The following is a 23,256-nucleotide window of genomic DNA, read 5'->3' on the forward strand; positions in this document are numbered from 1 at the left end:
CGATTACTCGAACAGGTTTCGTCGCGTCGTCAGCAGATGATCGCGCATCGCGCGGGCCGCGTCGTCGGCCGAGCGCCGTCGCAGCGTCTCGCAGATCGCGCGGTGATGGGCGAACGACCTGCGCCGCTTTTCGGGCGTGATCGCGGCGAGCCGCAGGGCCTGCCAGTCTCCGGTCGATCGCGCCGCGTTGAACGCCGTCACCAGGCCGACCAGGATGTCATTGCGGGTCGCCTCGGCGATCGCCAGGTGGAACGCGCCGTCCCAGCGCACCCAGGCCTCATCGTCCTTCACCTCGGTGGTGCGGCGCATGCAGGTCTCGATATTCGCGAGGTCTGCTTCGCTGGCGTTGACCGCTGCGATCGCTGCGATCGAGGGTTCGACGACGAGGCGGGCCTCGAGTACGGCAGCCGGACTGCCGCGCGCGATCAGGCGCTCGATGCTGACGGGACCGACGGTGCGGCGGCCGAGAAACGTGCCGTTGCGGCGGCCGCGCCAGATCTGCCCCTCGAGCTCCATCTGGGTCAGGATCTTGCGCAATGCGCGGCGGCTGATGCCGAGCTCGGTGGCGAGCTCCCGCTCCGGCGGCAGACGATCGCCCTCGCCAAGTTCGTTCTGCTCGATGAAATGGAGCAGCTCGTTGGCTTCTTCGGCGTCGGTCTCTTGGTCTGATGGCGCCGCTCTCGGCACGTCGGGCTCGCTATCCTGAAAGGACTCTTGCGGAGTTTACTACCCCCGCAAGAAGCCGAATAGCGCTATTCACGCGACCGACCCGCGACGCGACGTGCTATCCAAAGCGATGGTCGTAGCGGGTGATCGACAGCTCCTTGGTGTCGATCTCGGGCGTCTTACCGGAGAGCATGTCGGCGAGCACGCGGCCCGAGCCGCAGGCCATGGTCCAGCCGAGCGTGCCGTGACCGGTGTTGAGGTGCAGATTGGCAAGGCGCGTTGCGCCGATCACCGGCGGGCCGTCCGGCGTCATCGGGCGCAGGCCGCACCAGAAGGTGGCCTTGGGAAGGTCGCCGCCGCGCGGGAACAGATCGGTCAGCGAATGATCCAGCGTCGCGCGGCGCGCAGCGTAGAGCTTGGTCGAATAGCCGGAGATTTCCGCCGTGCCGCCGACGCGGATGCGATCGCCGAGCCGGGTGATCGCAACCTTGTAGCTCTCGTCCATCACGGTCGATTCCGGCGCGCCGCTGGCGTCCTTGATCGGCACCGTGATCGAATAGCCCTTCACCGGATAGACCGGCAGCGAGATGCCGAGCGGCCGCACCAGATGCGGCGAGTAGCTGCCGAGCGCCAGCACATAGGCGTCGGCGGTCATCATGCCGGCGCTGGTCGCAACGCCGGTGATCCGGGTTGCGTCCGCATTCAGCCCGTCGATGCCGACGTTGAAGTTGAAGCGCACGCCGATCTTCTCGGCTTCCTGCGCCAGGGCCTGCGTGAACATGTGGCAGTCGCCGGTCTCGTCGTGCGGCAGCCGCAGCCCGCCGGCGAATTTCTCTTTCACGCCGGCCAGCGCCGGCTCGGCGGCGATGCAGCCCTCGCGGTCGAGCACCTCGAACGGCACGCCGTATTGCTTGAGCACCGCGATGTCGTCGCCGGTGCCATCGAGCTGCGATTGATAGCGAAACAGTTGCAGCGTGCCTTTCGCGCGCTCGTCGTATTTGATGCCAATCTCGCTGCGCAGCGCCTGCAGGCAGTCGCGGCTGTATTCCGCGATCGGGATCATCCGGCTCTTGTTCACCGCATAGCGCGACGTGGTGCAGTTGCGCAGCATCTTCAAGAGCCACAGCCACATCACCGGATCGAGCTTCGGGCGGATCACCAGCGGGCCGTGCTTCATCAAGAGCCACTTCACCGCCTTCACCGGCACGCCGGGACCGGCCCAGGGCGACGAATAGCCCGGCGACACTTCGCCGGCATTGGCAAAGGAGGTTTCCAGCGCGGGCTTCGGCTGACGGTCGATCACCGTCACCTCATGGCCGGCGCGCGCAAGATAATAAGCCGAGGTGACGCCGATCACGCCACTGCCGAGAACAAGGACCTTCACTTTTCCTCACATCCTGCAGCGAAAACGCAATCGCCGCTGCGAAACCACTCTGCTTCGCAACGGCGACAGCAATTTGTAGAGCTAGCTAGTATCTAGCTAGCAATTATCAGGCCACCCGCTTGATCGAGTCGCCGAGGATCGAGACGATGTCGTCGATGTGCGACTTCTCGACGATCAAGGGCGGCGACAGCGCCAGCGAGTCGCCGCTCATGCGGAAGTAGAGGCCGCGATTGAAGCAATCGACCATCACGTCGTAGCCGCGTACGCCGACGACGCCGTCACGCGGCGCGAGCTCGACCGCGCCCATCAGGCCCTGGTTGCGGATGTCGACGACGTTCGGCAGGCCCTTGAGCGAGTGCAGGCCATCGCGCCAGTAGTCGGCGATCGAAGCGCCGCGGGTCAGCAGGGCCTCGTCCTTGTAGATGTCGAGCGTGGCAAGACCCGCCGCGCAGGCCACCGGATGCGCCGAATAGGTGTAGCCGTGGAACAGCTCCATCGCGTTGTCCGGGCCGACCATCAGCCCGTCATGGACCTGGCGGCTGGCGAACACCGCGCCGCAGGGCACGGTGCCGTTGGTGATGCCCTTGGCGGTCGTCATCATGTCCGGCGTCACGCCGTAGAAGTTGGCGGCGAACGGGGTGCCGAGGCGGCCGAAACCGGTGATGACCTCGTCGAAGATCAGGAGGATGCCGTGCTTGGTGCAGAGCTCGCGCAGGCGCTGCAGATAGCCCTTCGGCGCCGGCAGCACCGCGGTCGAGCCCGGCACCGGCTCGACGATCACGGCGGCGATGGTGTCGGCGCCATGCAACGCGACCATCCGCTCGACGTCGTCGGCGAGTTCGGCGCCATGCTCCGGCTGGTCCTTGGCGAAGGCGTTGCGGGCGAGATCATGGGTATGACGGATGTGGTCGACACCCGGCAGATGGGTCGCGAACTGGCGGCGGTTGGCGACCATGCCGCCGACCGACATGCCGCCGAAGCCGACGCCGTGATAGCCGCGCTCGCGGCCGATCAGACGGGTGCGGGTCGGCTGGCCGGCGGCGCGGTGATAGGCCAGCGCGATCTTCAGCGCGGTATCGACCGACTCAGAGCCCGAATTGGTGAAGAAGATCCGGTCCAGCCCCTTCGGGGCGATCTCGGCGAGACGCTCGGCGAAATCGAACGCCAGCGGGTGACCCATGTTGAACGAGGGCGCGAAGTCCAGCGTCGACAGCTGGCGCTCGACGGCGGCCGCGATCTGCGGGCGGCCGTGGCCGGCGTTGACGCACCAGAGACCGGCGGAGCCGTCGATCACCTGCCGGCCGTCGACCGAGGTGTAGTACATGCCCTTGGCGGAGGAGAACAGCCGCGGCGCTTTCTTGAACTGCCGGTTGGCCGTGAAGGGCATCCAGAACGAATCGGTCTTGATGGTGTTCGGAATCTGATGAACGGTCACGGCGGCGCTCCATTGTTGGTTGGCCTAGTCGGACCATTCTTCACGGCACTCAACAAGTCCTTTTCTGTCGCACCGCAAGCCATTGATCTTGTTGAGGCGGTCTGCGAATATTTGTTCGATCCGCAACACCTGCAACAGGGATCCTGTCATGAGCGTCGACATCGGCGGTCGGCTTCGATTCATCCGCGCGCGGCACAAGCTGTCGCAGCGCGAGCTCGCCAAGCGCTCCGGCGTGACCAATTCGACGATCTCGCTGATCGAATCCAACCAGATGAACCCGTCGGTCGGTGCGCTGAAGCGCATCCTCGACGGCATCCCGATGGGGCTTGCGGAATTCTTCGCGATCGAGCCGGAGCGGCCGCGCAAGGCGTTCTACCGCGCCGACGAGCTGACCGAGATCGGCAAGAAGCCGATCTCCTACCTGCAGATCGGCGACAGCCTGTTCGGACGTGCGTTGCAGATCCTGAAAGAGCGCTACGAGCCCGGCAGCGACACCGGCCGGGTGCCGCTGGTGCATGAGGGCGAAGAAGGCGGCATCGTAGTCTCGGGCCGGCTCGAGGTCACGGTCGACGACGAGCGGCGGGTGCTCAATGCCGGCGACGCCTATTACTTCGAAAGCCGCCGGCCACACCGCTTCCGCTGCATCGGCGCCAAGCCGTGCGAGGTGATTTCGGCCTGCACGCCACCGACGTTTTGAACCCGGCGCGGGCGATGCGCGACCCAAGCCGCAAGGGCCGCATCTCGCGGCGTTGCGGGTGACGTCCATGCCTTGCTCCCCTCGGCTTGCCGCCGCGGTCGCGGCCATCTCAGTCCTTGCGTCCGCCCCGTCGGTTGCGATGGACGATTTCCTGCTCGCATCGAGCAGCGCACCGACCGCGATCAGCCTGTGCGGCGACGGCGGGGACGCCCGGATCAAGACCGCCGACTGCAGGAGGGCCGGCACCGACAAGCTGGTGACGCAGATCGACAAGGCGTTCGACGCGGCGCTCGCGAAGATGCCGGCGAATGCCCGGCCGCTGCTGAAGCGCGACCAGGCCTGGTTCAACGAGATGATCATCGACGCGGCGGAAGTGCTGGCCGATTCCGGCGAGGACGAACTGAAGCAGAGTTTCACTGAGGCGTTGCGCCGCCGCGCGGCCGCGCTTGAGGGGATCGCATCCGGCCGGCCCGGCATCGCCGGAAAATGGGTCAATGCCTTCGGCAGCATCACGCTGACGCCGGCCGACGGCGGCGCCTATCGCCTCGCCGCCGATCTGCGCGGCGACTATGGCGGCGACCGCAGGCGAACCTGCAAGCTGACCGCTGAGTTGAAGCCTTCGGGGACGGCGTGGCTCGCCGGCACCCTGGTGATCGTTGCGGACGCACCGGCCGACAAGCCGAAGACCGACGCGGCGACCGACGCAGCCGCCACGCCCGCCAAGCCGCCGTCGTTAAAGCTCCGCCGCCAGGGCGAGACCCTGCGGATCGTCGGGACCATCGATGACGAGGAGTTTGACGGCCTCAACGACTGCTCATCGATGTGGCAGGTCACCGGCAGCTATTTTGCGGCCGGCAAGGATGCGGCATCCGACAAGGCGGACACCGCCTTCGTCGCTCCGACCTTCGACTGCACGAAACCTGAGACCGCCACCGACGAGGAAATCTGCGCCGATCCTGATCTCGCCGACAACGACCAGCGGCTGAACCGCGCCTGGAAGGCGCTGCAGCCGCGGCTCGACGAGGCGACGCGGCGCGCGCTGATCGACGACCAGCGCAACTGGGTGAAGAGCCAGACCGAGCAATTCCCGGAATTCCTGCATCCGGCCTGGAACAAGCAGAGCTCGCAGGTCCACTTCACCGTCGATGCACGCGATCACGTCGACGGCTTGCAGCGCGAACGCCTGGCGCTGATCGAAGGCTTTGACGACAAGCGCAGCGGACTTGCCGGCGTCTGGCTCGCCTACAACGCAATCATCAAGGTCACCGTCGACGGCAGCGGCGCCGTGACGGCCAAGGGATGGAAATGGGACCAGGGCGACTGGAAGGCCGGCTGCGACTACGAGATGACGGGCAAGATGGCAGGCGGCGCGTTCCGCTCCGACGAGCGGCGCAAGAATCCCGATACGCTCGAGCGCGACCATGCGATGCTGATCGTCAACCGGCTCGACGATGCCTTCGCCAGGAAGCGCACCGGGAAAGACGGCGCTGAAGACAGCGCCGACGAAGCCAAATGCAGGCGCCGGCTCGACAACTCCTCGACCGCGCGGCTGTTTCCCGCCCGTCCCTCGCCTGATATCGACAATCTCAAGGGCTCGGTCAGGTAACCGTGCGGCCAGAGGGCTGCGCCATCACAAGTTGCGGGTCTGCCGGTCGCCATAGGCGATCACGAATGCGACCGTTGCGAACATCATGGTCACCGCGACGACGACGAGAATGGTATCCAAGTTCATGGCGCTCCTCCAATCTTGACGAACGAACGCTAGTGCGCCGGCCGGAAGGAGCCTTGCGGCAGATCAATTTTGATCGAAAATCGTATCGGCATGAAACCGCGGCGGTTCTTTTGCGTATGCTCAGCCATCGAAGGGAGCATTCCAATGCGCGCGATCGCCCTCATTGCCGCCATTCTGTTCGCCCTCGTCTCGCCTGCCGCGGCCGACGACGCCGGCGCCGCGCAGGACGTGATCCGCGCCCAGGAGCAGGCGTTCGGCCGCGACGACGCGGCTGGCGCCTATTCCTATGCGGCGCCCGCGATCCGGCAGATCTTTCCGCAGGCCGAGATCTTCATGTCGATGGTGCAGAGCCAATACGCGCCGGTCTATCGCCACAAGAGCTTCGAGTTCGGCGCGGCGCAGAGCGACGGCGACCGGATTGCGCAGCGCGTTCACATCGTCGATGCCAATGGCGAGGCGTGGGAGGCGCTCTATACGCTGGAGCGGCAGGCCGACGGCACCTTGAAGATCACCGGCTGCTCGTTGCTGAAGGCCGGCCAGTCGGTGTGATCGCCGCGATCGGCCGCGCCATTGTCCCCTCAGGACAAGCCTTTTCTCAAGCGCAGCCTGTCTTCGAGCCAGTCGAAGACGACTTCATTGACCAATGTCGGGTTGTCGATATGACCTTGCATGGCCGCGGTTTCGGCGCGCCGGAACAGGATCAGCCTGGCGTCGCGGTGCGTGTTGCCCAATTGATCGCCGAATTCGGTCAAGGCGCCCGGAAGAAGCCAGCCGGCTTCGCCCGCGGTGACGAGCAGCGGGCATTCGATGCTTCGCGAGATCGCATTGGCTTCCTCGAGCCATCCGGCCTGCTCGTCGTCGCCGGCTTGCCGAAAGAAGAAACTTCTCTCATGCGAGTCCCACATTCCGGCATCGCAAACCGCCGCGGCAAACCGGGCATCGCTTGCCGCCGCGCGCGCGACCAGGGAGGAATTGCACGCGTCGGCCACGATGGCGATCCGCGTGCTGTCGACACCAGGCTTCTCCGAAAGGAAGTCCAGCACGCGGCTCATGGCGGCTTCGAACCTGTGGCCCTCGAGCCGTTCCGGTGACAAGGCCATCTGCGTGCCCAGCAGATCCACGGCGAGCAGCGAGAAGCCGCGCTCGTTCGCATGACCGGCGTATTTGGTGATCAACTCTTCCTTGTAGGAACCGGGCTCGCCGATGCACACGATGACGGGCCCATCTTCGCGAAACGCCGACGGCAAATAGTAGGCCTGAAGCGACAGGTCTTCGGTCCACGGAATCGAGAGCACCTGACCGGCCGGAACCCGGGTCTTCAAAAAGCTGGTCGCGCATCGCCGCATGCCGTCGACGGCACGTGTCAGCAAATCGTTGGCGTATCCGGGAGGCCTTGCGGCCGCATGAAAGTAGGTCGTGGCCCGAAGCCAATTGCGACGAGCGGTGACCAGGTTGTTGTTCAGCAACGAAAGCTCGGCGCGCGCCTCGTTCAGCTCCGCGGTCCTGATCCACTGTTCGGACCACGAGCTCTCCGAGGCGAGGTTGATCTTGCTCAAGGTCAACCAGCATTCGGAAACCGTCGAACCGCCTTCCTGTGCGGCGGCCAGAAGCTTGACGAACTCCGCCGACAAGTCCTCTCGATCCGGCCAGGCAGGCCAGCCTTTGTCGTCGAACTCGACGCTGCTTGACGAGGCTCCGCGCGCCCCACAGTGGTCATGCATATTTCGTCAACTCGTTCGCACCCGGCTCCGCTGCCGGTATGCGTGATCGGTACGAGTCCACTTGTTGTTATCGATGAGCCGCCGCCTCGATAGCCGCGTGACGTTGGCGCCACAATCGCAAACGCCAATCACCCGGCTCTCCCAAGAAAATATTCCAATGTCGCTTCATATAATTGAAGTAATTCGGCGGCGGCAAATGTTGATATGGCGGCGCAGGAATGCGTTGCGCTTATGCCTGAGGGCCGAACGTTGCTGCAGCAATCGTTGCCGAGCAAACGCTCGGTAAATTGTTCCGTTTGCGAACTTGCCGCCGGCGTACGCCTGCTCACGGGATCGCGAGAACCGGCACGCCGCCACTCACCCGGTCGTGACAAAGCTGACCGCTCGAAACGCGCAGGCATATCCACGCACCGCTAAAACGGGTGCACTGTCGTCCGTCCTTAACCAGGTAGTCCTGCATCACCCGATCGCCAGACCTGATGCAGCGCGCGACGAGATCGAGAGAGATCGAGAACTCCGCATCGCTCATGCCATCCAGCCAGACGTCGCTGACGTTTGCCTGCATCGACCCTATTCGAACAGCGCACGATCCTACCTCCCTCAAATGAAAAACCTCCGGCAGGGCATTGCCGGAGGTTTCGGAGGCTAGTTCATGAAGAAGTCTGATATCTCCTCGTCATGGTCGGCAGAGCAACCGACACTTGGTTTCTACATGATAGACTAATGTTAGTAAATCATACAATGCGCTCTTCTTCCAAAATCAAAGCCTCGACAGTTTCCCGTCGAGGCTTTGGGTCGCGATCAAGTCCGGATCAACCGGGCTTTACCAGTTGCGCTGCGCGCGGAGCAGCAACATGTAGGTATCCTGGTTGCTGAGCGAGTAGACAGCGGCCGGCTTGCCGATCGCAGCGTTACCCGGGTAGCTGATCGTGCCGGCGTAGTTCTGATCCAGATGGGTGTAGGTGAAGTCAGCCGAGAAGGTCAGGTTCTTCACCGGGGTCCACTGGGTCTGGGTACCGATCTGAGCAATGCTGTAGTCGGGGTTGCACGAGGTCAGGTTCGAGGTGGCGCCGATCAGCACGCCGAACGATCCACCGACGCCAGTGCCGCCCGGGCCGCAGATGTAGCTCTTGGCGGTGCCGTTGTAGTTAACCTGGGCCCATGCACCATAGACGCTGGTGTTCCAATAGGGATTCCAGTTGTGGACGTATGCGCCGCGCACGCCGTACGTCGTGATCAGCTGCTGCTGACCGCCGGAGACGAACACGCTGTCCGGCGCGATGCCGAAGCCGATGCTCTGATAGGCGCCGGGAACGCTGGTGTTGCCGAAGGAGGTGAACGCACCGGCACCCGAGAGATCCTGGATGTTGTAGCGCGTTGCGCCGTTGGTATAGACGCCCTGGACGTTGATGGTATCGCCAGGTCCGGTCGGGATGTTCTTGATCGACAGGGCCAACTGACCCGCCCAGCCCCACTTGTCGTCGGGATGACCGGTGAGTTCAGTGCCGCCGTAGTAGGCCGCGTGATTGTCATGCGCCGCGAACGACGCCTGGAACAGGCCCCAGGCCTGGTCGACACGGAGAGACGCGACGAGATCCGGAGCAATCGTGCCGGCATAGTCGCTCGCGCCGTAGGGACCGAGAGCGCCGGTACCGAGCACGCCGAGATTCTGCACGCCGGCCTGATAGTAGGCCGACTGATCCTGGGCCGACAAGGCCAGCGACACGCCGTTGCCGAACTGCGCGGTGTAGGTGAACTGGTTCACACCGGTGATCGTGCCGCCGCCGCCGACGAGACCGTCGAAATTGTTGCCAGGGTAGTTGGCCCACGGCGTAGCGAACTGCGAGACCGCCTTACCCATTGTGAAGCCGGCGAACTGAATGAAGGCGTAATAGACGCCGACCGTGCCGGCGGCGACACCGCCCGCGCTGGCGTTGTTCGGAGCAGCAGACGTTCCGATCGGCGAGTAGACCGTCGAGCCTGCCGCGGCGCCCGCGCCATAGCTGTCCGAGGTCCAGCTGAAGGTCGCATCGAAGAAGGTGCGAACCACGCCATATTCGGTCGCGGTGCGGGTGTCGACGTTGAGGTCTTCACGCGAGCGCCAGGTGTAGCCGTTGGTGAAGCGGTTATTCGCGCCGCCGGCGCCGGCGTAGTTGCCGGTGTGATCCGAATTGGTGTTCGCCAGAACGTCGACGCGCAAATAGCCGCCCAGCTTGATGCAGGTGTCGGTGCCCGGAATAAAGTAGAAGCCCGGACCATAGAGCGAGCAGACCTTCACGTACTCGACCGCCTTGGCCTTGACCGGAAGGTCGGCCGCCATGGCTCCGCTGCTCGCGGCGAGAGCTGCCGCCGAGCCCAACAAAAGGCCCTTAACTATCTTCATGCTATCCTCCAATTGATGCCTTGCTCTGCTGGCAAAGCGACAAACGTTCCCATCCCGAAAACCGCTGCGGCGCAGCCATTTTCAAGATGCTCGTGGTCAACTCGGCCACTGCAGGCGTGAGATGGTGGATGCCCCCCATCTACGATGCGGAACAATGCAATTGAGAGGTCACATATTCAACTTATATTAGTTAGTCATTCTATGTTTGCGCACCCTTGTGTCATTCAGGCAACGCCCGCACGAACATTTTCGTCCGCCGCCTGCTTCAAAAATTGCTCGATATCTATGAAGATGAATTTTTGTTAAGGTAGGTCATGACCGAGCGTAAATCGACCGACAAACTGCAGGACGCGGCTGAGCGATTGGCTTGGGAGATCGTGTCGACCAGCATCCGCCTCGACGAGTTGCGCAGCATCTGGGCCAAGATGATCGGAATCACCGGGCCGCAATGGATGATCATGACGGTGCTGGCGAATGCCGAGGACCGCAGCGTCGGCCTACCGGTCGGCGCGGTTTCGAGGGCACTGCGCGTCGATCAGTCGTTCGTGGTGACGCAGTCGAAGCTGCTCGAAAAGAAGAACCTCGTGCGCCGCAAGAGCTCGACCGAGGATGCCCGGGTCGTAAACCTGTCGCTGACCGAGCACGCCAAGAAGCAGATGGCGAACCTATCCGCGCAACGCCGGGAGTTGAACGAGTTCGTCTATGCCGACATCGATCTGCGGGAGCTGCTGCAACTGACCGGCAAGATGGATTCTATCAAGAGCCGCCTGGACAAGGCGATCGCGAGGATCTCGGTCGATCTTTAGGAGATCGCTGATATCAGCCGCAGTCCGAATCAAGCTCTCATCTGAGCGTGATCTCGTCTGAGCATGATCTCTCCGGAAAACCGCTTCGCACTTTTCCGGATCAAGCCATCGCCAGCCGCTGCCGCGACCGCAGCAAGAGCAGCAGGATGATGCTGACATTGAGCAGGTTCCAGGCCAGGCCATTGGCGAAGGCGGCCGCGTAGGAACCGGTGGCGTCGAAGATCACGCCCGAGATCCAGCCGCCAAAGGACATGCCGAACACCGAGGCGAAGATCACGATGCCGATCCGGGTCGCAGCCTCGGACGCCGGCATCGCCTCGCGCACGATGATGGCGTAGCTCGGCACGATGCCGCCCTGGAACAGGCCGAACATCGCCGAGATGACATAGAGCGAGGTCAGGCTGTCGAAGAACAGATAGAACAGCAGCGCCGAGCCCTGCGCGATCGAGCCGATCAGCAGCGTGCGGATGCCGCCGATCCTGTCGGCGAGGAATCCCGAACCGATCCGGCTGATGATGCCGAAGCCGAGCATCAGCGACAGCATCTCGGCGCCGCGCGCCACGCCGTAGCCGAGATCGCCGCAATAGGCGACGATGTGAACCTGTGGCATCGACATCGCCACGCAGCAGGAGATCGACGCCAGCGACAGGATCGCGGTCAGCGCGTTGGTGGAGAGCCTGAGGTCGACGAGCGGCGGCGCCGCGTTGACATGGCTGCGCCGGGTCGCCGCCCCCATCAACAGCCGCAGCACCACGAGCGCCAGCGCCATCGCGATCGCGGTGAAGATGCCGATCGCGACGTGGGTGGTGCGCCAGCCGACGCTCTGCATGCCGAAATTGACCAGCGGCGGCCACACCGTGCCGCCGACATAATTGCCGCTGGCGGCGATCGCGACCGCAAGCCCGCGGTAGCGCTCGAACCAGTGCGAGGCCTCAGCCATCAGGGGACCGAAGGTCGCGGCCGACGACAGGCCGATCGCGAAATGGAGCAGGATGAAGGCCAAGATCGACGGCGCGTAGCCGGCGCCGATATAGCCGAGGCCGAGAATGCCGATCCCGGCGCCGATGGCCGCGACGATACCGTAGCGGTCGCTGATCTTGCCCGTCACGACCTGGCCGAGGCCGAAGCCGAGCATCACCATCGTGAAGGCGAGCGAGGCCGTTCCGCGGGTCGCGCCGAAGTCGGTCTGCACCATCGGCAACGCCACCACGACCGACCACATGCCGACGCTGCCGAGCGAGCCGATCACCACGGCGACGACAAGGCGCAGCCATGCCCGGCTCGAGTCGGGAACGAACGTTGCAGCTTCAGGGGAATATTCAGAAGAAATTACCACGGCACGCGGAACTTCGTCGGCAATTGCCTCCGGGTCAAGCCGCATTGCCGAGAGATTAGGCATGCAGCAACAAGGGGACGCGCCGAACTTCACCGGCGCGTGAGCAGCTCATTTGCCGTAGTTCGGATCCTGCGCCTGGAACGGGCCGCACTTCGCATCGAGCCCGAACCGGTGATCGAAATCGACGGTGCCGCCGCCGACCGGGATTCGGGTCGGCGGCAGGCCTCGCGTATACTGATCCACCGTCACGAACTTCTTGTCCGCGCTCATCGTGACGTGCACCGGCTCGAGGCCCTTGCCCTTGTTGAGCTCGGTCAGATCGAGCGTGTAGTAGCCCTCCGCCGTCATGCCCGCCGCCATGCCGCCATGCGGCGCGAACGCGACGGATTGCGGCAAATAGACCTCCATCAGGACGCCGTTGCCGTTGCAGACGATCATGCGGATCAGCCAGGTCCGATCGTCCGGCAGCGTCGCGGCCGAGGCCGGCGCCGACAGCAGCGCGATTGCCGCGGCGAATGCTGCCGTGACGGTTCGACCAGCGCGGTTCACCATGGATGCCTCCGGCGGCTGAATTGCCTTGCTGGCGCTTTCGTCGAAGACGAGGCCGCGAAAGTTCAATGGCGGTGCGGACCGCAGCGATCGCGGCCGGACCGGTCGGCCGGGAATATCGTCGGCCGAACCGTGATCCATGCTGACGAGGAAAAAACTGATACAATGCGAGCCGGTTCACACAGGCGGCTCGCCATCCGGACCTATCATCCCGCCGGATGGCGCGCAGTTCGCAGGTTATGAGGATCGAAGCGCACACTGTCGGAGGCTCATCATGCATTCGTCGTCAGCAGAGTGGTTACCCGTTGCAACGGCGCCGTCGGACCGCGAGCTCGAGGTCTGTGTCCTCGACTATGACGGCATGGTCCATGCGCTGATGTTCCCGTGCCACCGGGATGGCACTGAGTGGGTCGACCATGCCGGCAGCAGGCACCTCGACATCCAGCCGACGCATTGGCGCAGATGGATGCAGTCAGCCAACTAGCGCCGCGCTGATCGGTCCGGTGCAGCCGACACCGGCCTCGCACCGGCTCTGATATTGGGCTAGAATTGCCACGTGAGGTTCAAGGGTGGGCCAGGAGGCTCGTCATGGAATCACACGTGATCCCTTTCGAAAATCGCTGGACCAACGGCAAGCATGCCTGGGAGTGGCATTGCGAGCTCGAGCGGCTGGGCGCGGCGACCGTCCGGACCATGTATAGCGAGCATGAGACGCACCATCACGACGAGCCCGCCGTGGTGTTCGACATCCCCGCGGGCTTTGTCCGCGACTGGCTGGCCTTTCATGACCAGCGTACCGCTCGGCAGCAATTGCTGTGGCGGGCCAGCGTCATCACGCTCGGCATCATCGCCGCATCGGGCGTCGTGCTCGGCGCGCTCAGATAGCGGCCGCAAGCGCCCCCTCGGAACAGCCGGACGGTCCAAACCGCCCTTCCCGGCCCGGAATCGCATTCCCCGGCCCCTGCGACGTCCCGCGCAGCCCCTTAGGGGCACTTATTAACCCTTTGCTAACCATACACCCGGCAAGAATTGCCGAGTGAAGTCGAGTGTCGTCGAACGCGTCTAACGGGCGGAGATCCCCGTGAACGCCAGCGCGGTGCCTCACTTTCGGAACGGCGGCCCCGCGGCCGTCGCGCAGACGCTTGGCGGCCGCGGCCGCCAGTCGCGAGGGAGAGCGGCTACCATGGTCGACGTCACGGCGGGTCAGGGGACGGCAGGCAAGAGCGGACTACCGAGCCTCGGCGAGATCGGCGACATCCTCAAGCGCGGCGACATCGCGCTGGCGGTCGGCGTCCTCACCATCCTGGTGGTGCTGATCCTGCCGCTGCCCTCGATCGTGCTCGACCTCTTCCTGGCGGTCTCGATCACGGTCTCGATCCTGATCCTGATGACCTCGCTGTTCATCCAGGCGCCGCTGGAATTCTCGTCGTTTCCGACCATCCTCCTGATCTCAACCATGCTGCGGCTGTCGCTGAACATGGCCTCGACCCGGCTGATCCTGAGCCACGGCCACGAGGGCACGGCGGCCGCGGGCCACGTCATCGAGGCCTTCGGCAACTTCGTGATGGGCGGCAACTTCGTGATCGGCATCATCGTGTTCGCGATCCTGGTGATCGTGAACTTCGTGGTCATCACCAAGGGTTCGGGCCGGATCGCCGAAGTCGCGGCACGCTTCCAGTTGGACTCGATGCCCGGCAAGCAGATGGCGATCGACGCCGACCTCTCCGCCGGCCTGATCGACGAGAAGGCCGCCAAGGAGCGCCGCAAGGCGCTGGAGGACGAAAGCGGCTTCTTCGGCGCGATGGACGGTGCCTCGAAATTCGTCCGGGGCGACGCCATCGCCGGCCTCCTGATCGTCGGCATCAACATCGTCGGCGGCATCATCATCGGCGTCGCCCAGCAGGGCCTGTCCTTCAGCGAAGCCGCCCGCACCTACACCGTGCTGACGGTCGGCGACGGCCTCGTCACCCAGGTGCCGGCGCTGATCGTCTCGACCGCAGCCGGCCTGCTCGTCTCCAAGGCCGGCATCAGCGGCGCCGCCGACAAGGCGCTGATGCGCCAGCTCTCCGGCTATCCGCAGGCGCTCGGCATGTCGGCCGGCGTCATGCTGGTGCTGGGGCTGCTGCCGGGCATTCCGACCCTGCCGTTCCTGGCGCTGGGCTCCGGCGCGGCGATGCTGGCCTGGAACGCGCGCAAGCAGAAGCGCGCGGCGAAGGCGGCCGAAACTGCAGCGGCTGCGGCCCCCGCTGCGGCCGCAGCCGCTGCCGCCGCGGAAGAGCCGATCGCCGCCGCGCTGAAGATCGACGACCTCAAGATCGAGCTCGGCTACGCCCTGCTGCCGCTGGTCAACGGTCCTGACGGCACCGACCGCCTCACCGAGCAGATCAAGGCGCTGCGCCGCTCGCTCGCGATCGAGATGGGTTTCGTGATGCCGGCGGTGCGCATCCTCGACAACGTCCAGCTCGAGGCCAACAGCTACGCCATCAAGATCAAGGAGGTCGACGCCGGCAGCGGCAAGATCTGGCCGGCCCAGTTCATGGTCATGGATCCCGCCGGCAACCAGGTGCAATTGCCGGGCATCCACACCATCGAGCCGACCTTCGGCCTGCCGGCGACCTGGGTCGATGCCGGGCTGAAGGAAGAGGCGGCGCTGAAGGGCTACACCGTGGTCGACGCCGCCACGGTGCTGTCGACGCACCTGACCGAGCTGCTCAAGACCAACATGTCGGACCTGTTGTCCTACGGCGAGGTGCAGAAGCTGTTGAAGGACCTGCCGAAGGAGCAGGGCGAATTGATCAAGGACATCGTGCCGAGCCAGGTCACGGTGTCGGGCATCCAGCGCGTGCTGCAATTGCTGCTCGCCGAGCGCATCTCGATCCGCGATCTCTCGACCATCCTCGAGGGCATCGCCGACGCGCTGGCGTTCTCGCGCAACCCGGCGACCATGGTCGAGCACGTCCGCGCCCGGCTGGCGCGCCAAATCTGCGCCCAGAACACCTCGCCGAACGGCTACCTGCCGCTGATCGCGCTGTCGGCGCGCTGGGAGCAGGCATTCGCCGAGTCGATCGTCGGAACCGGCGACGACCGCAGCCTCGCAATGCAGCCCTCGAAGCTTTCGGAATTCATGACCGCCGTGCGCAACGCCTTCGAGCAGGCGGCGCGCGAAGGCGAGGCGCCGGTGCTGGTGACGTCGGCCGCGATCCGGCCGTTCGTTCGCTCACTGGTGGAACGGTTCCGTTCGCAGACCACCGTTTTGTCGCAGGCCGAGATCCATCCGCGGGCCCGGCTGAAGACGGTCGGCAGCGTCTAAAGCTTCGATTCTGGCCGAGGCGGAACCGAAGCCCTGGGTTGTTATCTGACGCGTCGTCGTCACGCGAACCGGGCGTCCACTTCGTTTGAAAACGCCCTAGCGGCCGCAAATCACTCGCGTTTTCGCCTGTGTTTTCTCGCCACAGGCAACTGATTTATGTGGAACAGACCGAAACGGACCTATCTGGGATGCAGCATTCCAGCGTCCGTTCAAGATACTGATATTACACTGGTTTAATGCGACTCCAGATTACCAAAGGGTCATCTTTGATCGCGCCCGATCACGTCTTATCACGCCCTTGTGATGACCTCTGGGGAACGGAATCGGCAAATCCTACGTTAGCGAGGCACGAGACGTTGAACCGGGCAGCAGACCGAACCGACAGATTGACAGAGAGCAGGAAGGCGGCAGGAGACTTCCATGAACCACTCGATCTACAGCGCTGATCGTATGACGCACCTGAAGATTGTGGTCGTGGCGTTGGTCGCCGGTATCCTGGTCGCTGGTTTCGGCATCTCGGCGCACAATTCGTCGGACGAGGGTTACACGCAGACTGCGCGTGTGATGAAGGCCGGCAAGCCGGTCGCCATCACAAGCTCGGGTACCTCAATGGTCCGCTAACAGGAGAGTTTCACGAATTCACGTGGTGTTCTTTACAGCCCCCCAAAGTCGCTACGTGGATATTTAAGACCCCCAACTACCCCCAAGTTGACTATCGAAAACGCCCGCTCCCCACGGGCGTTTTCTTTTTTGTGCGGGTGGCTAAAAGCACTCGCGTCCCGTCCACGTCATTGCGAGCGAAGCGAAGCAATCCATGTCTCCGCATGCGCGGAAGCATGGATTGCTTCGTCGCTCCGCTCCTCGCAATGACGGGGTTACCGCTTCCGACAGTCTCCGACGACGAGACGCCTGGCCTATCGCGGCGTCGAACCTGACGCAGGCGGCACGGTCTCGATCAGCTTGCCGGTGAAGATCGGCGCCGAGGTCGGCTGACCGTTCGGCGAACCGCCGGCCTGTTCGACGGTCACCGCGTAGGTGGCGCCGTTGATCACGTCGGGATCGTAGCCCGACAGTACCGGGCGCGCGGTGAAATCATCGGCGCCGATCACGCCGAGCGAACGCGGCTGCGGCAGCTTGTCGGAGATCAGCCAGAGCTCGAAGCTCTTGCCGGGTTCCGAGGCGGCGCCGACCTTGCGCACGGTAAAGTTCTTGGTCGCGCCGTCGATGGTCATGATGAAGGCCGGCCCGCCATTCTGGCCCTGCAACAGCGCGACATATTGCGCCGACGGCGTGAAGGCCGGCGCGGGCGTCTTCACTTCCACGGTCTGGATACGCGGCTTCGGCCGGATCGCGTTCGGCAAGGCATCGGGCCGGTAGATCTGCAGGCCGAGCGTCACCAGCAGCGCGGCCGCGATCGCGGTCGCGGCCGACGCGATGCCGCGCCAGCGCTTCATGCGGCTCGTCAGCGCGATCACCTGGCTGTCGTCGATGCCAAAACGCGCCCGGACCGATGCCCGCCGGGCCTCGGCCGGCTGCTGGACCCCTGGCGGCTGCGAAGGCTCCGGATCGAACGCCGAGCCGAACTCGACATCGTCTCCGATCGGCGTCGGTGGCGGCGGCGTCACCGTGGCGGCCGGCGTCTCGGGCAGCACCAGCGGCGCCTGCGGCGCGGTGGCATGGCCGATCGCCGCCTTGATGTTCTCCCAGACCACCGGGCGCGGCTCGACCAGGCCGACCATCTGGTTCAGCGGCCCGAGCCTGAACTCCCAGGCCTGCACGAGCGCGGCGAACTCGGTGTCGACGGCCATCATGGTCTCGACCTGCGTGCGCTCGTCGGCATCGAGTGTACCGAGCGCATATTCCGCGGCGAGCGCGATATGGTCTTCGCTATAGGCCATCAATCAGAGTCCAAGACACTCCCGGATATCCATCAGGCTGCGGCGCAGCCAGGTCTTCACCGTGTTCACCGGTGTCTCGAACTTTGCGGCGAGCTGCTCGCGGCTCCAGCCGTTGTAATAGGCGAGCAGCACGAGCTTCTGACGATCGGGCTCCAGGCGACCGACGCACTCCAGCAGCCGCTTCAACTCTTCCGTCATCTCCCGTCGCGCCAGCGGATCGGGCTGGTCGGCGGCGACTTCCATCGCGGCCGGCTCCTCTTCCAGCGAGGACTCGCCTCGCTTGCGCACCACGTCGATGGCGCGGTTGCGCGCGATCGACGTCATCCACGTGATCGGGGAGGACAGGGCTGGGTTGAATTGCCCGGCGCTGTTCCAGATCTTGACGTAAGCCTCCTGAATGACCTCCTCGGCGAGGTCCTGTCGCCGCAAGATACGGAGCACCACGCCAAAGAGTTTCGCGCGGGTCGCGGCGTACAGCCGCTCGAAGGCGGCCTCATCCCCCTTGGCGACGGCGGCGATCAGCCAGACGAGCTCAGCCGGCGTCAGCATTCAGCGCCCTCCAAGCCTGCATCCCCCATCGCCTCATTGCCACCGCGCTGCCGATCATCCGGTCCGGACCGGTGGTAGCATATTTTGGCACATCACGATCCGCCAAGTGGTCGCGACAAGAGGCCGGCTTGTGGACAGCGCCCAACAGAAAAGCCCGGGCGATCGGCCCGGGCTCGCAAGATGGTCAGCGGAGGGAGCTAAGGTTCAGGCGATGACGCCGAGACGGGCCCGCATCAGGCCGATCGAATCCATGTCGGCTTGCTCGCGAGCGCTCTCCTCCGCGCGTTCGCGCGCCTGGTCGCGCTCGTCGAGCAGCTCGACCTTCTTCAGCTCCTCGAAGGCTTCCGACAGCAGCGCCTTGGCGTCGTCGAGCTGGGCGCGCAACTCGTCGGCCGAGCGGGTCAGGTTCTCGCGGCGCTGGATCGCGGCCTTGGCATAGGTGGGATAGGCGAAGTGCGAGGGATCATTGATCCCGGCGCGCTCCTGCTCGGTCTGGATCTCGCGCTCGAGTTCGACGGACATGCGCTGGAAGTCGGCGATCATGCCTTCGATCTGGGTAACCCGACGGCGCTTTTCATCGACCTGAAATTTCTTCAGGCGGATCAGCGTTTCACGTGACTTCATCGACTCATACTCCCCAGAAGTCCCAAATCCGAACGCGGGACAGAGCCGGCTCCCCGCTGGGCCCCGCCGGCATAGCTATGGTGTGCCGGGGATGATGGCCTGACAAAGTTAGCGTTCCGTTTCCAAACCCGACAGGATTTGAGCGAGTTGCCGGTAACCGTCGCCGAGACTGGTCGCCTCGTCCTTGGCCTGGCGCAGGAAGCCTTCCAGCGGCTCATGCAGCCGGATCGCCTCGTCGACCTCGGGGCTGGAACCCGGCCGGTAGGCGCCGAGCCGGATCAGCTCTTCCATGTCGGCATAGGTCGCCATCACCTGCCGCGCCTTGTTGATGAAGGGCAGGAAGCCGGGGTCGGCCGACTTCGGCATGGTGCGCGAGACCGACTTCAGGATGTTGACGGCGGGATAGCGGCCGCGCTCGGCGATCGCCCGCTGCATCACGATATGACCGTCGAGGATACCGCGCACCGCGTCGGCGATCGGCTCATTGTGATCGTCGCCGTCGACCAGCACGGTGAAGATCGCGGTGATGGTGCCGGCGCCGGTGCCCGGCCCTGCCCGCTCCAACAGCTTCGGCAGTTCGGTGAACACGGTCGGCGTGTAGCCCTTGGCGGTCGGCGGCTCGCCGGCCGAGAGCCCGATCTCGCGCTGCGCCATCGCAAAGCGCGTCACCGAGTCCATCAGGCACAGCACGTCCTGGTCCTCGTCGCGGAAATACTCCGCAATGGCGAGCGTGAGGTACGCCGCCTGGCGCCGCATCAGCGCCGGCTCGTCCGAGGTGGCGACCACCACGACCGAGCGCGCCAGCCCCTCCTCGCCGAGATCCTCCTGGAGGAATTCCTGCACCTCGCGGCCGCGTTCGCCGATCAGCCCGATCACCGAGATCGCGGCATCGACGTTGCGCGCCAGCATCGACAGCAGCACCGACTTGCCGACGCCGCTTCCGGCGAAGATGCCGAGCCGCTGGCCGCGGCAGCAGGTCAGGAAAGTGTTGAGGCCGCGGACGCCGAGGTCGAGCGGCGGACCGACGCGCCTGCGCGAATGCGCCGGCGGCGGCGAGTTGCGGTAGGACATCGGCGAGGCGCCCTGCGGCAGCGGCCCCTTGCCGTCGATCGGTTCGCCCATCGCATTGACGACGCGGCCGAGCCAGGCCGACGACGGCCGCACCTGGCTTGCCGCATTGGCGATGACGGCGCGGCATCCGCGCCTGACGCCCTCGAGCCCGCCGAACGGCATCACTACCGCGTTCTCGCCGGAGAAGCCGATCACCTCGGCCGGGATGAAGCGTCCGGCGCCGACGTCGATCACGATGCGGGCGCCGACCGACATCGCGTGAATGGGGCCGGCGATCTCGACCATCAGCCCGCGGACGCCGACGACACGGCCATAAATATTGACGCCGTCGATGTCGCCGATCTGCTCCGCGAGGGCCTTCATTGCGAAAACCTTAAGTTTCCGCGATTTTGCTCCAACCGCTTAACTTCGTGTTTACCCGCATCATTAATCATTGCGTCACTGTCTTTGGTGACTGAGGTCGCTTGCCCATCAGAAGAAGGGCGAGTCGCGAGAGTCGGTTAGGCCCGTCTCTTAATGTGGAAACTGAACGAGCGCGGTTAGGAAAAGCTTCTTCTACGCAATATCTTAGGGCGATTCGACAAAAATTGCACGGTTAGAGCTTGCGTCGAGGAATCAGTTTTTGTTAACCATATCTCGTCAGGATCCGAATCAGTTGTTCAAAGGCGTTTTGTGAGTGCCGCAAGTGCGGCCGACCTGACGCCCGGAGCGGCGACTATAGGGGACTGGCATGCGCGTTTTGCTGATTGAAGATGATAGCGCCGTCGCGCAGTCGATCGAATTGATGCTCAAATCCGAGAGTTTCAACGTCTACACGACGGACCTCGGTGAGGAAGGCGTCGATCTCGGCAAGCTTTACGACTACGACATCATCCTGCTCGACCTCAACCTGCCCGACATGTCCGGCTACGACGTGCTCAAGCAGCTCCGGGTTTCGAAGATCAAGACTCCCATTCTGATCCTCTCCGGCCTCGCCGGCATCGAGGACAAGGTCAAGGGTCTCGGCGTCGGCGCCGACGACTACATGACCAAACCCTTCCACAAGGACGAGCTGGTCGCCCGCATCCACGCGATCGTCCGCCGCTCCAAGGGTCACGCCCAGTCGGTCATCCAGACCGGCGATCTCGTGGTCAACCTGGACACCAAGACGGTCGAGGTCGGCGGTCAGCGCGTGCACCTGACCGGCAAGGAATACCAGATGCTGGAGCTGCTCTCGCTCCGCAAGGGCACCACGCTCACCAAGGAAATGTTCCTCAATCACCTCTACGGCGGCATGGATGAGCCGGAGCTGAAGATCATCGACGTCTTCATCTGCAAGCTCCGCAAGAAGCTCGCCAACGCCTCCGAGGGCCGCAACTTCATCGAGACCGTGTGGGGCCGCGGCTACGTGCTGCGCGAGCCGCACGAGGCCGACGAGCGCATTCCCGCCTGACGCTTTCTGCAGCAAACCTCATGAACCCCGCCGCAAATGGCGGGGTTTTTGTTTTTGGGAGGGCTACGCCACCGGGACCGCGGCCAGGGCGGTGAGAACATCCGCGCCCCTGGGAACGCCGAGCCCGGTGCAGGCGCTCCAGCCGGGGCCGGCATCGTAGCCTTTGCCGCCGACGCGGTTGTTGCCCTGCTCGATCGCGCGGAAGGCGCCGGGATTGGCGTAAAGCGCCGCATTGAGCAAGCCGATCTGCTCGCCGCGTGCGGCGATCGCAATCGCGACCAGGGCGGCCCATAGCGGTGTCGCGGCGCTGGTCCCGCTCATCGCCATCGCCTGCCCGTTGACGATGATGCGGTAGCCCGGGCTTGCCGCGGCCGCGCAGGCAACGTCCGGGACGCCGCGCCGGATCGCGCCGTCGTTCTGCGACTTCGGCAGCGTCAGATGCGACTGATAGTCGGGGACGGGAAACGCATCGCTGATGCCGCCGCCGGTGCCGATCGCGCCGGCGTTCCACACCGCCTCAGCTCCGGCCGACCCGTTGCCCGCGGCGAGCGCCGGCTGCGTGCCGCCGCAGCTCGTCGCATAGGGGCTCGAGGCGGGAAACCAGACATGGACCTTGCCGTCGGTCAGGCCGCTGGTCGCCAGCTGATCGCCGGAGGCGAACAGTACGCTGACGCGCAGCCGCGCGGCATCGGCCAGCACCGCCTGCATCGCATCACGCCCCGGCTCGGTCCAGAATTTCTCGGCGCTGCCCCAGCTGACCGAGATCACCTGCGGCGAATGCACTTCATCGAACACCGCCTGATGGATCGCGTCGGTGAGACCGGCGGCGGAGTTCTCGGCAAAATAGACCACGATCCTGGCCTTCGGCAGCAGGCCGGCGAGCACCTGGAGGTCGAGCGCGAGCTCCTGATCGGCGACATCGTTGGTGCCGAGACCGCTGTCGTTACCGGTCTGCGGCACATTGACGACGACCGGCGGCTGCCGGTTCATGCCGGTTAGCGCCATCGCGAGATCGCTCTGCAGATAGCCGCCGCCGAGCGCGACGATACCGACGCAGATCGACGACACGTCGCGGTCCAGCGGAATGCCGTAGAGCGCCGCGATGTCGGTCGGCCACAACCCGCTGTCGCTTCCCATGTCGGCGCGGGCCTGCACAAGCGGCGGCTTCGTGGTCCGGAGCGGGCGCTGATCGAAGCCGAGAATGGCGCGGGTCCATGGCGCGATCTCGGCCGGCACCGTCAGGCCGCCGACCCGCGCACGAAATTCGCGCTGGCCGTCACGATAGATCCGAAGCGTTGCGCCGAAGGTCTCGGCCATCTGCCTTGCGGTGCCTTCAATCATGACGGTGCGCGCGACAACATCGGTGCCGAGGACGCTCAGTCCCCTCTCCGCCGCCAATCGAGCGATCCGCGCGGCGGCGCGGGCATGGCTGCGGTGGCGCTGGGTCGCGAGCTGATGCCGCGTGACCGGTTTGGCGAGCCGGGCCAGATCACCGGCGCTGCCCGGCTGAAACTTGTCCGGGGTGCGCCGCTTGACATAGACCACGATGGAGATCCGCTCGTTCGGATCGACATCGCCGACCAGCGTCGCGCCATCGGGCGCGGCGCGGTTGCTGCCCGCAAGCGGAATCCTGCGCTCGTGCGAGCCGGCCATCAGTCCGGTC

General features: G+C 64.7%; 22 protein-coding genes. 9 read left to right on the top strand and 13 right to left on the bottom strand.

Annotated elements, in window-relative coordinates; genetic code table 11:
• Window positions 1-3 precede the first annotated feature (3 nt).
• The 3 genes from QDT69_RS36035 to QDT69_RS36045 all read right to left on the bottom strand — a co-directional run bounded on the left by QDT69_RS36035 (window position 4) and on the right by QDT69_RS36045 (window position 3,485).
• Window positions 4-687, bottom strand: coding sequence for an FCD domain-containing protein (locus QDT69_RS36035; RefSeq protein WP_279711213.1), 684 nt, complete (start codon window positions 685-687; stop codon window positions 4-6).
• Between the two features lie 97 nt (window positions 688-784).
• On the bottom strand, window positions 785-2,050 hold the full coding sequence (locus tag QDT69_RS36040; protein WP_279711214.1) for a D-amino acid dehydrogenase: 1,266 nt from the start codon (window positions 2,048-2,050) through the stop codon (window positions 785-787).
• Window positions 2,051-2,156: 106 nt separating this feature from the next.
• Window positions 2,157-3,485, bottom strand: coding sequence for an aspartate aminotransferase family protein (locus QDT69_RS36045; protein ID WP_279711215.1), 1,329 nt, complete (start codon window positions 3,483-3,485; stop codon window positions 2,157-2,159).
• A gap of 148 nt (window positions 3,486-3,633) precedes the next feature.
• Here QDT69_RS36045 and QDT69_RS36050 point away from each other — a divergent pair, with 148 nt between their 5' ends.
• The 3 genes from QDT69_RS36050 to QDT69_RS36060 all read left to right on the top strand — a co-directional run bounded on the left by QDT69_RS36050 (window position 3,634) and on the right by QDT69_RS36060 (window position 6,463).
• Complete coding sequence (locus QDT69_RS36050; protein WP_018273259.1) at window positions 3,634-4,182, top strand: cupin domain-containing protein; 549 nt, start codon at window positions 3,634-3,636, stop codon at window positions 4,180-4,182.
• A 67-nt stretch (window positions 4,183-4,249) separates the two neighbouring features.
• A complete protein-coding gene (locus QDT69_RS36055; RefSeq protein ID WP_279711218.1) occupies window positions 4,250-5,788 on the top strand; it encodes a lysozyme inhibitor LprI family protein in 1,539 nt (512 codons plus the stop codon).
• A 270-nt stretch (window positions 5,789-6,058) separates the two neighbouring features.
• Complete coding sequence (locus QDT69_RS36060; protein ID WP_279711219.1) at window positions 6,059-6,463, top strand: DUF4864 domain-containing protein; 405 nt, start codon at window positions 6,059-6,061, stop codon at window positions 6,461-6,463.
• A gap of 29 nt (window positions 6,464-6,492) precedes the next feature.
• Here the strand turns inward: QDT69_RS36060 and QDT69_RS36065 are convergent, their stop codons facing one another.
• From QDT69_RS36065 to QDT69_RS36075, 3 genes are all read right to left on the bottom strand, one after another.
• Window positions 6,493-7,545 (bottom strand): dienelactone hydrolase, encoded by a 1,053-nt coding sequence (locus tag QDT69_RS36065; RefSeq protein ID WP_279711220.1) that lies wholly within the window; start codon window positions 7,543-7,545, stop codon window positions 6,493-6,495.
• A 415-nt stretch (window positions 7,546-7,960) separates the two neighbouring features.
• Entirely contained in the window at window positions 7,961-8,200 is a 240-nt protein-coding gene (locus QDT69_RS36070; protein WP_279711221.1) for a hypothetical protein, read from the bottom strand.
• Between the two features lie 258 nt (window positions 8,201-8,458).
• Window positions 8,459-10,018, bottom strand: coding sequence for a porin (locus tag QDT69_RS36075; protein ID WP_279711222.1), 1,560 nt, complete (start codon window positions 10,016-10,018; stop codon window positions 8,459-8,461).
• Window positions 10,019-10,332: 314 nt separating this feature from the next.
• Between QDT69_RS36075 and QDT69_RS36080 the strand changes: the two genes are divergently transcribed.
• On the top strand, window positions 10,333-10,824 hold the full coding sequence (locus QDT69_RS36080) for a MarR family transcriptional regulator (protein ID WP_279711223.1): 492 nt from the start codon (window positions 10,333-10,335) through the stop codon (window positions 10,822-10,824).
• A 100-nt stretch (window positions 10,825-10,924) separates the two neighbouring features.
• On the opposite strand, the gene QDT69_RS36085 is transcribed toward QDT69_RS36080, so the two are convergent.
• Entirely contained in the window at window positions 10,925-12,160 is a 1,236-nt protein-coding gene (locus QDT69_RS36085; protein ID WP_279711224.1) for an MFS transporter, read from the bottom strand.
• Window positions 12,161-12,268: 108 nt separating this feature from the next.
• Window positions 12,269-12,712 carry a hypothetical protein gene (locus tag QDT69_RS36090; protein WP_279711225.1) on the bottom strand — a complete coding sequence of 148 codons (444 nt, stop codon included), beginning with the start codon at window positions 12,710-12,712 and terminating at the stop codon, window positions 12,269-12,271.
• 271 nt (window positions 12,713-12,983) lie between these two features.
• Between QDT69_RS36090 and QDT69_RS36095 the strand changes: the two genes are divergently transcribed.
• The 4 genes from QDT69_RS36095 (at window position 12,984) to QDT69_RS36110 (ending at window position 16,640) form a co-directional block, all read left to right on the top strand.
• Complete coding sequence (locus tag QDT69_RS36095; RefSeq protein WP_279711226.1) at window positions 12,984-13,193, top strand: hypothetical protein; 210 nt, start codon at window positions 12,984-12,986, stop codon at window positions 13,191-13,193.
• Between the two features lie 104 nt (window positions 13,194-13,297).
• Entirely contained in the window at window positions 13,298-13,594 is a 297-nt protein-coding gene (locus tag QDT69_RS36100; protein WP_279711227.1) for a hypothetical protein, read from the top strand.
• A gap of 298 nt (window positions 13,595-13,892) precedes the next feature.
• On the top strand, window positions 13,893-16,019 hold the full coding sequence (gene flhA, locus QDT69_RS36105; protein WP_279711228.1) for a flagellar biosynthesis protein FlhA: 2,127 nt from the start codon (window positions 13,893-13,895) through the stop codon (window positions 16,017-16,019).
• Between the two features lie 420 nt (window positions 16,020-16,439).
• Window positions 16,440-16,640 carry a hypothetical protein gene (locus tag QDT69_RS36110; RefSeq protein WP_279711229.1) on the top strand — a complete coding sequence of 67 codons (201 nt, stop codon included), beginning with the start codon at window positions 16,440-16,442 and terminating at the stop codon, window positions 16,638-16,640.
• Window positions 16,641-16,933: 293 nt separating this feature from the next.
• Here the strand turns inward: QDT69_RS36110 and QDT69_RS36115 are convergent, their stop codons facing one another.
• The 4 genes from QDT69_RS36115 to fliI form a co-directional block, all read right to left on the bottom strand.
• Complete coding sequence (locus QDT69_RS36115) at window positions 16,934-17,917, bottom strand: anti-sigma factor (RefSeq protein WP_279711230.1); 984 nt, start codon at window positions 17,915-17,917, stop codon at window positions 16,934-16,936.
• A 3-nt stretch (window positions 17,918-17,920) separates the two neighbouring features.
• Entirely contained in the window at window positions 17,921-18,466 is a 546-nt protein-coding gene (locus QDT69_RS36120; RefSeq protein WP_050425319.1) for a sigma-70 family RNA polymerase sigma factor, read from the bottom strand.
• A gap of 204 nt (window positions 18,467-18,670) precedes the next feature.
• Complete coding sequence (fliJ, locus tag QDT69_RS36125) at window positions 18,671-19,090, bottom strand: flagellar export protein FliJ (protein ID WP_021081901.1); 420 nt, start codon at window positions 19,088-19,090, stop codon at window positions 18,671-18,673.
• A gap of 108 nt (window positions 19,091-19,198) precedes the next feature.
• A complete protein-coding gene (fliI, locus tag QDT69_RS36130) occupies window positions 19,199-20,524 on the bottom strand; it encodes a flagellar protein export ATPase FliI (protein WP_279711231.1) in 1,326 nt (441 codons plus the stop codon).
• Between the two features lie 367 nt (window positions 20,525-20,891).
• On the opposite strand from fliI, the gene QDT69_RS36135 reads away from it, so the two are divergent.
• Window positions 20,892-21,593, top strand: coding sequence for a response regulator transcription factor CtrA (locus QDT69_RS36135; RefSeq protein WP_016848562.1), 702 nt, complete (start codon window positions 20,892-20,894; stop codon window positions 21,591-21,593).
• A 63-nt stretch (window positions 21,594-21,656) separates the two neighbouring features.
• Here QDT69_RS36135 and QDT69_RS36140 read toward each other — a convergent pair whose 3' ends face one another.
• A complete protein-coding gene (locus tag QDT69_RS36140; RefSeq protein WP_279711233.1) occupies window positions 21,657-23,246 on the bottom strand; it encodes a S53 family peptidase in 1,590 nt (529 codons plus the stop codon).
• Window positions 23,247-23,256: the final 10 nt, after the last annotated feature.

This window comes from Bradyrhizobium sp. CER78 (assembly GCF_029846235.1).
Classification (GTDB): Bacteria; Pseudomonadota; Alphaproteobacteria; order Rhizobiales; family Xanthobacteraceae; genus Bradyrhizobium.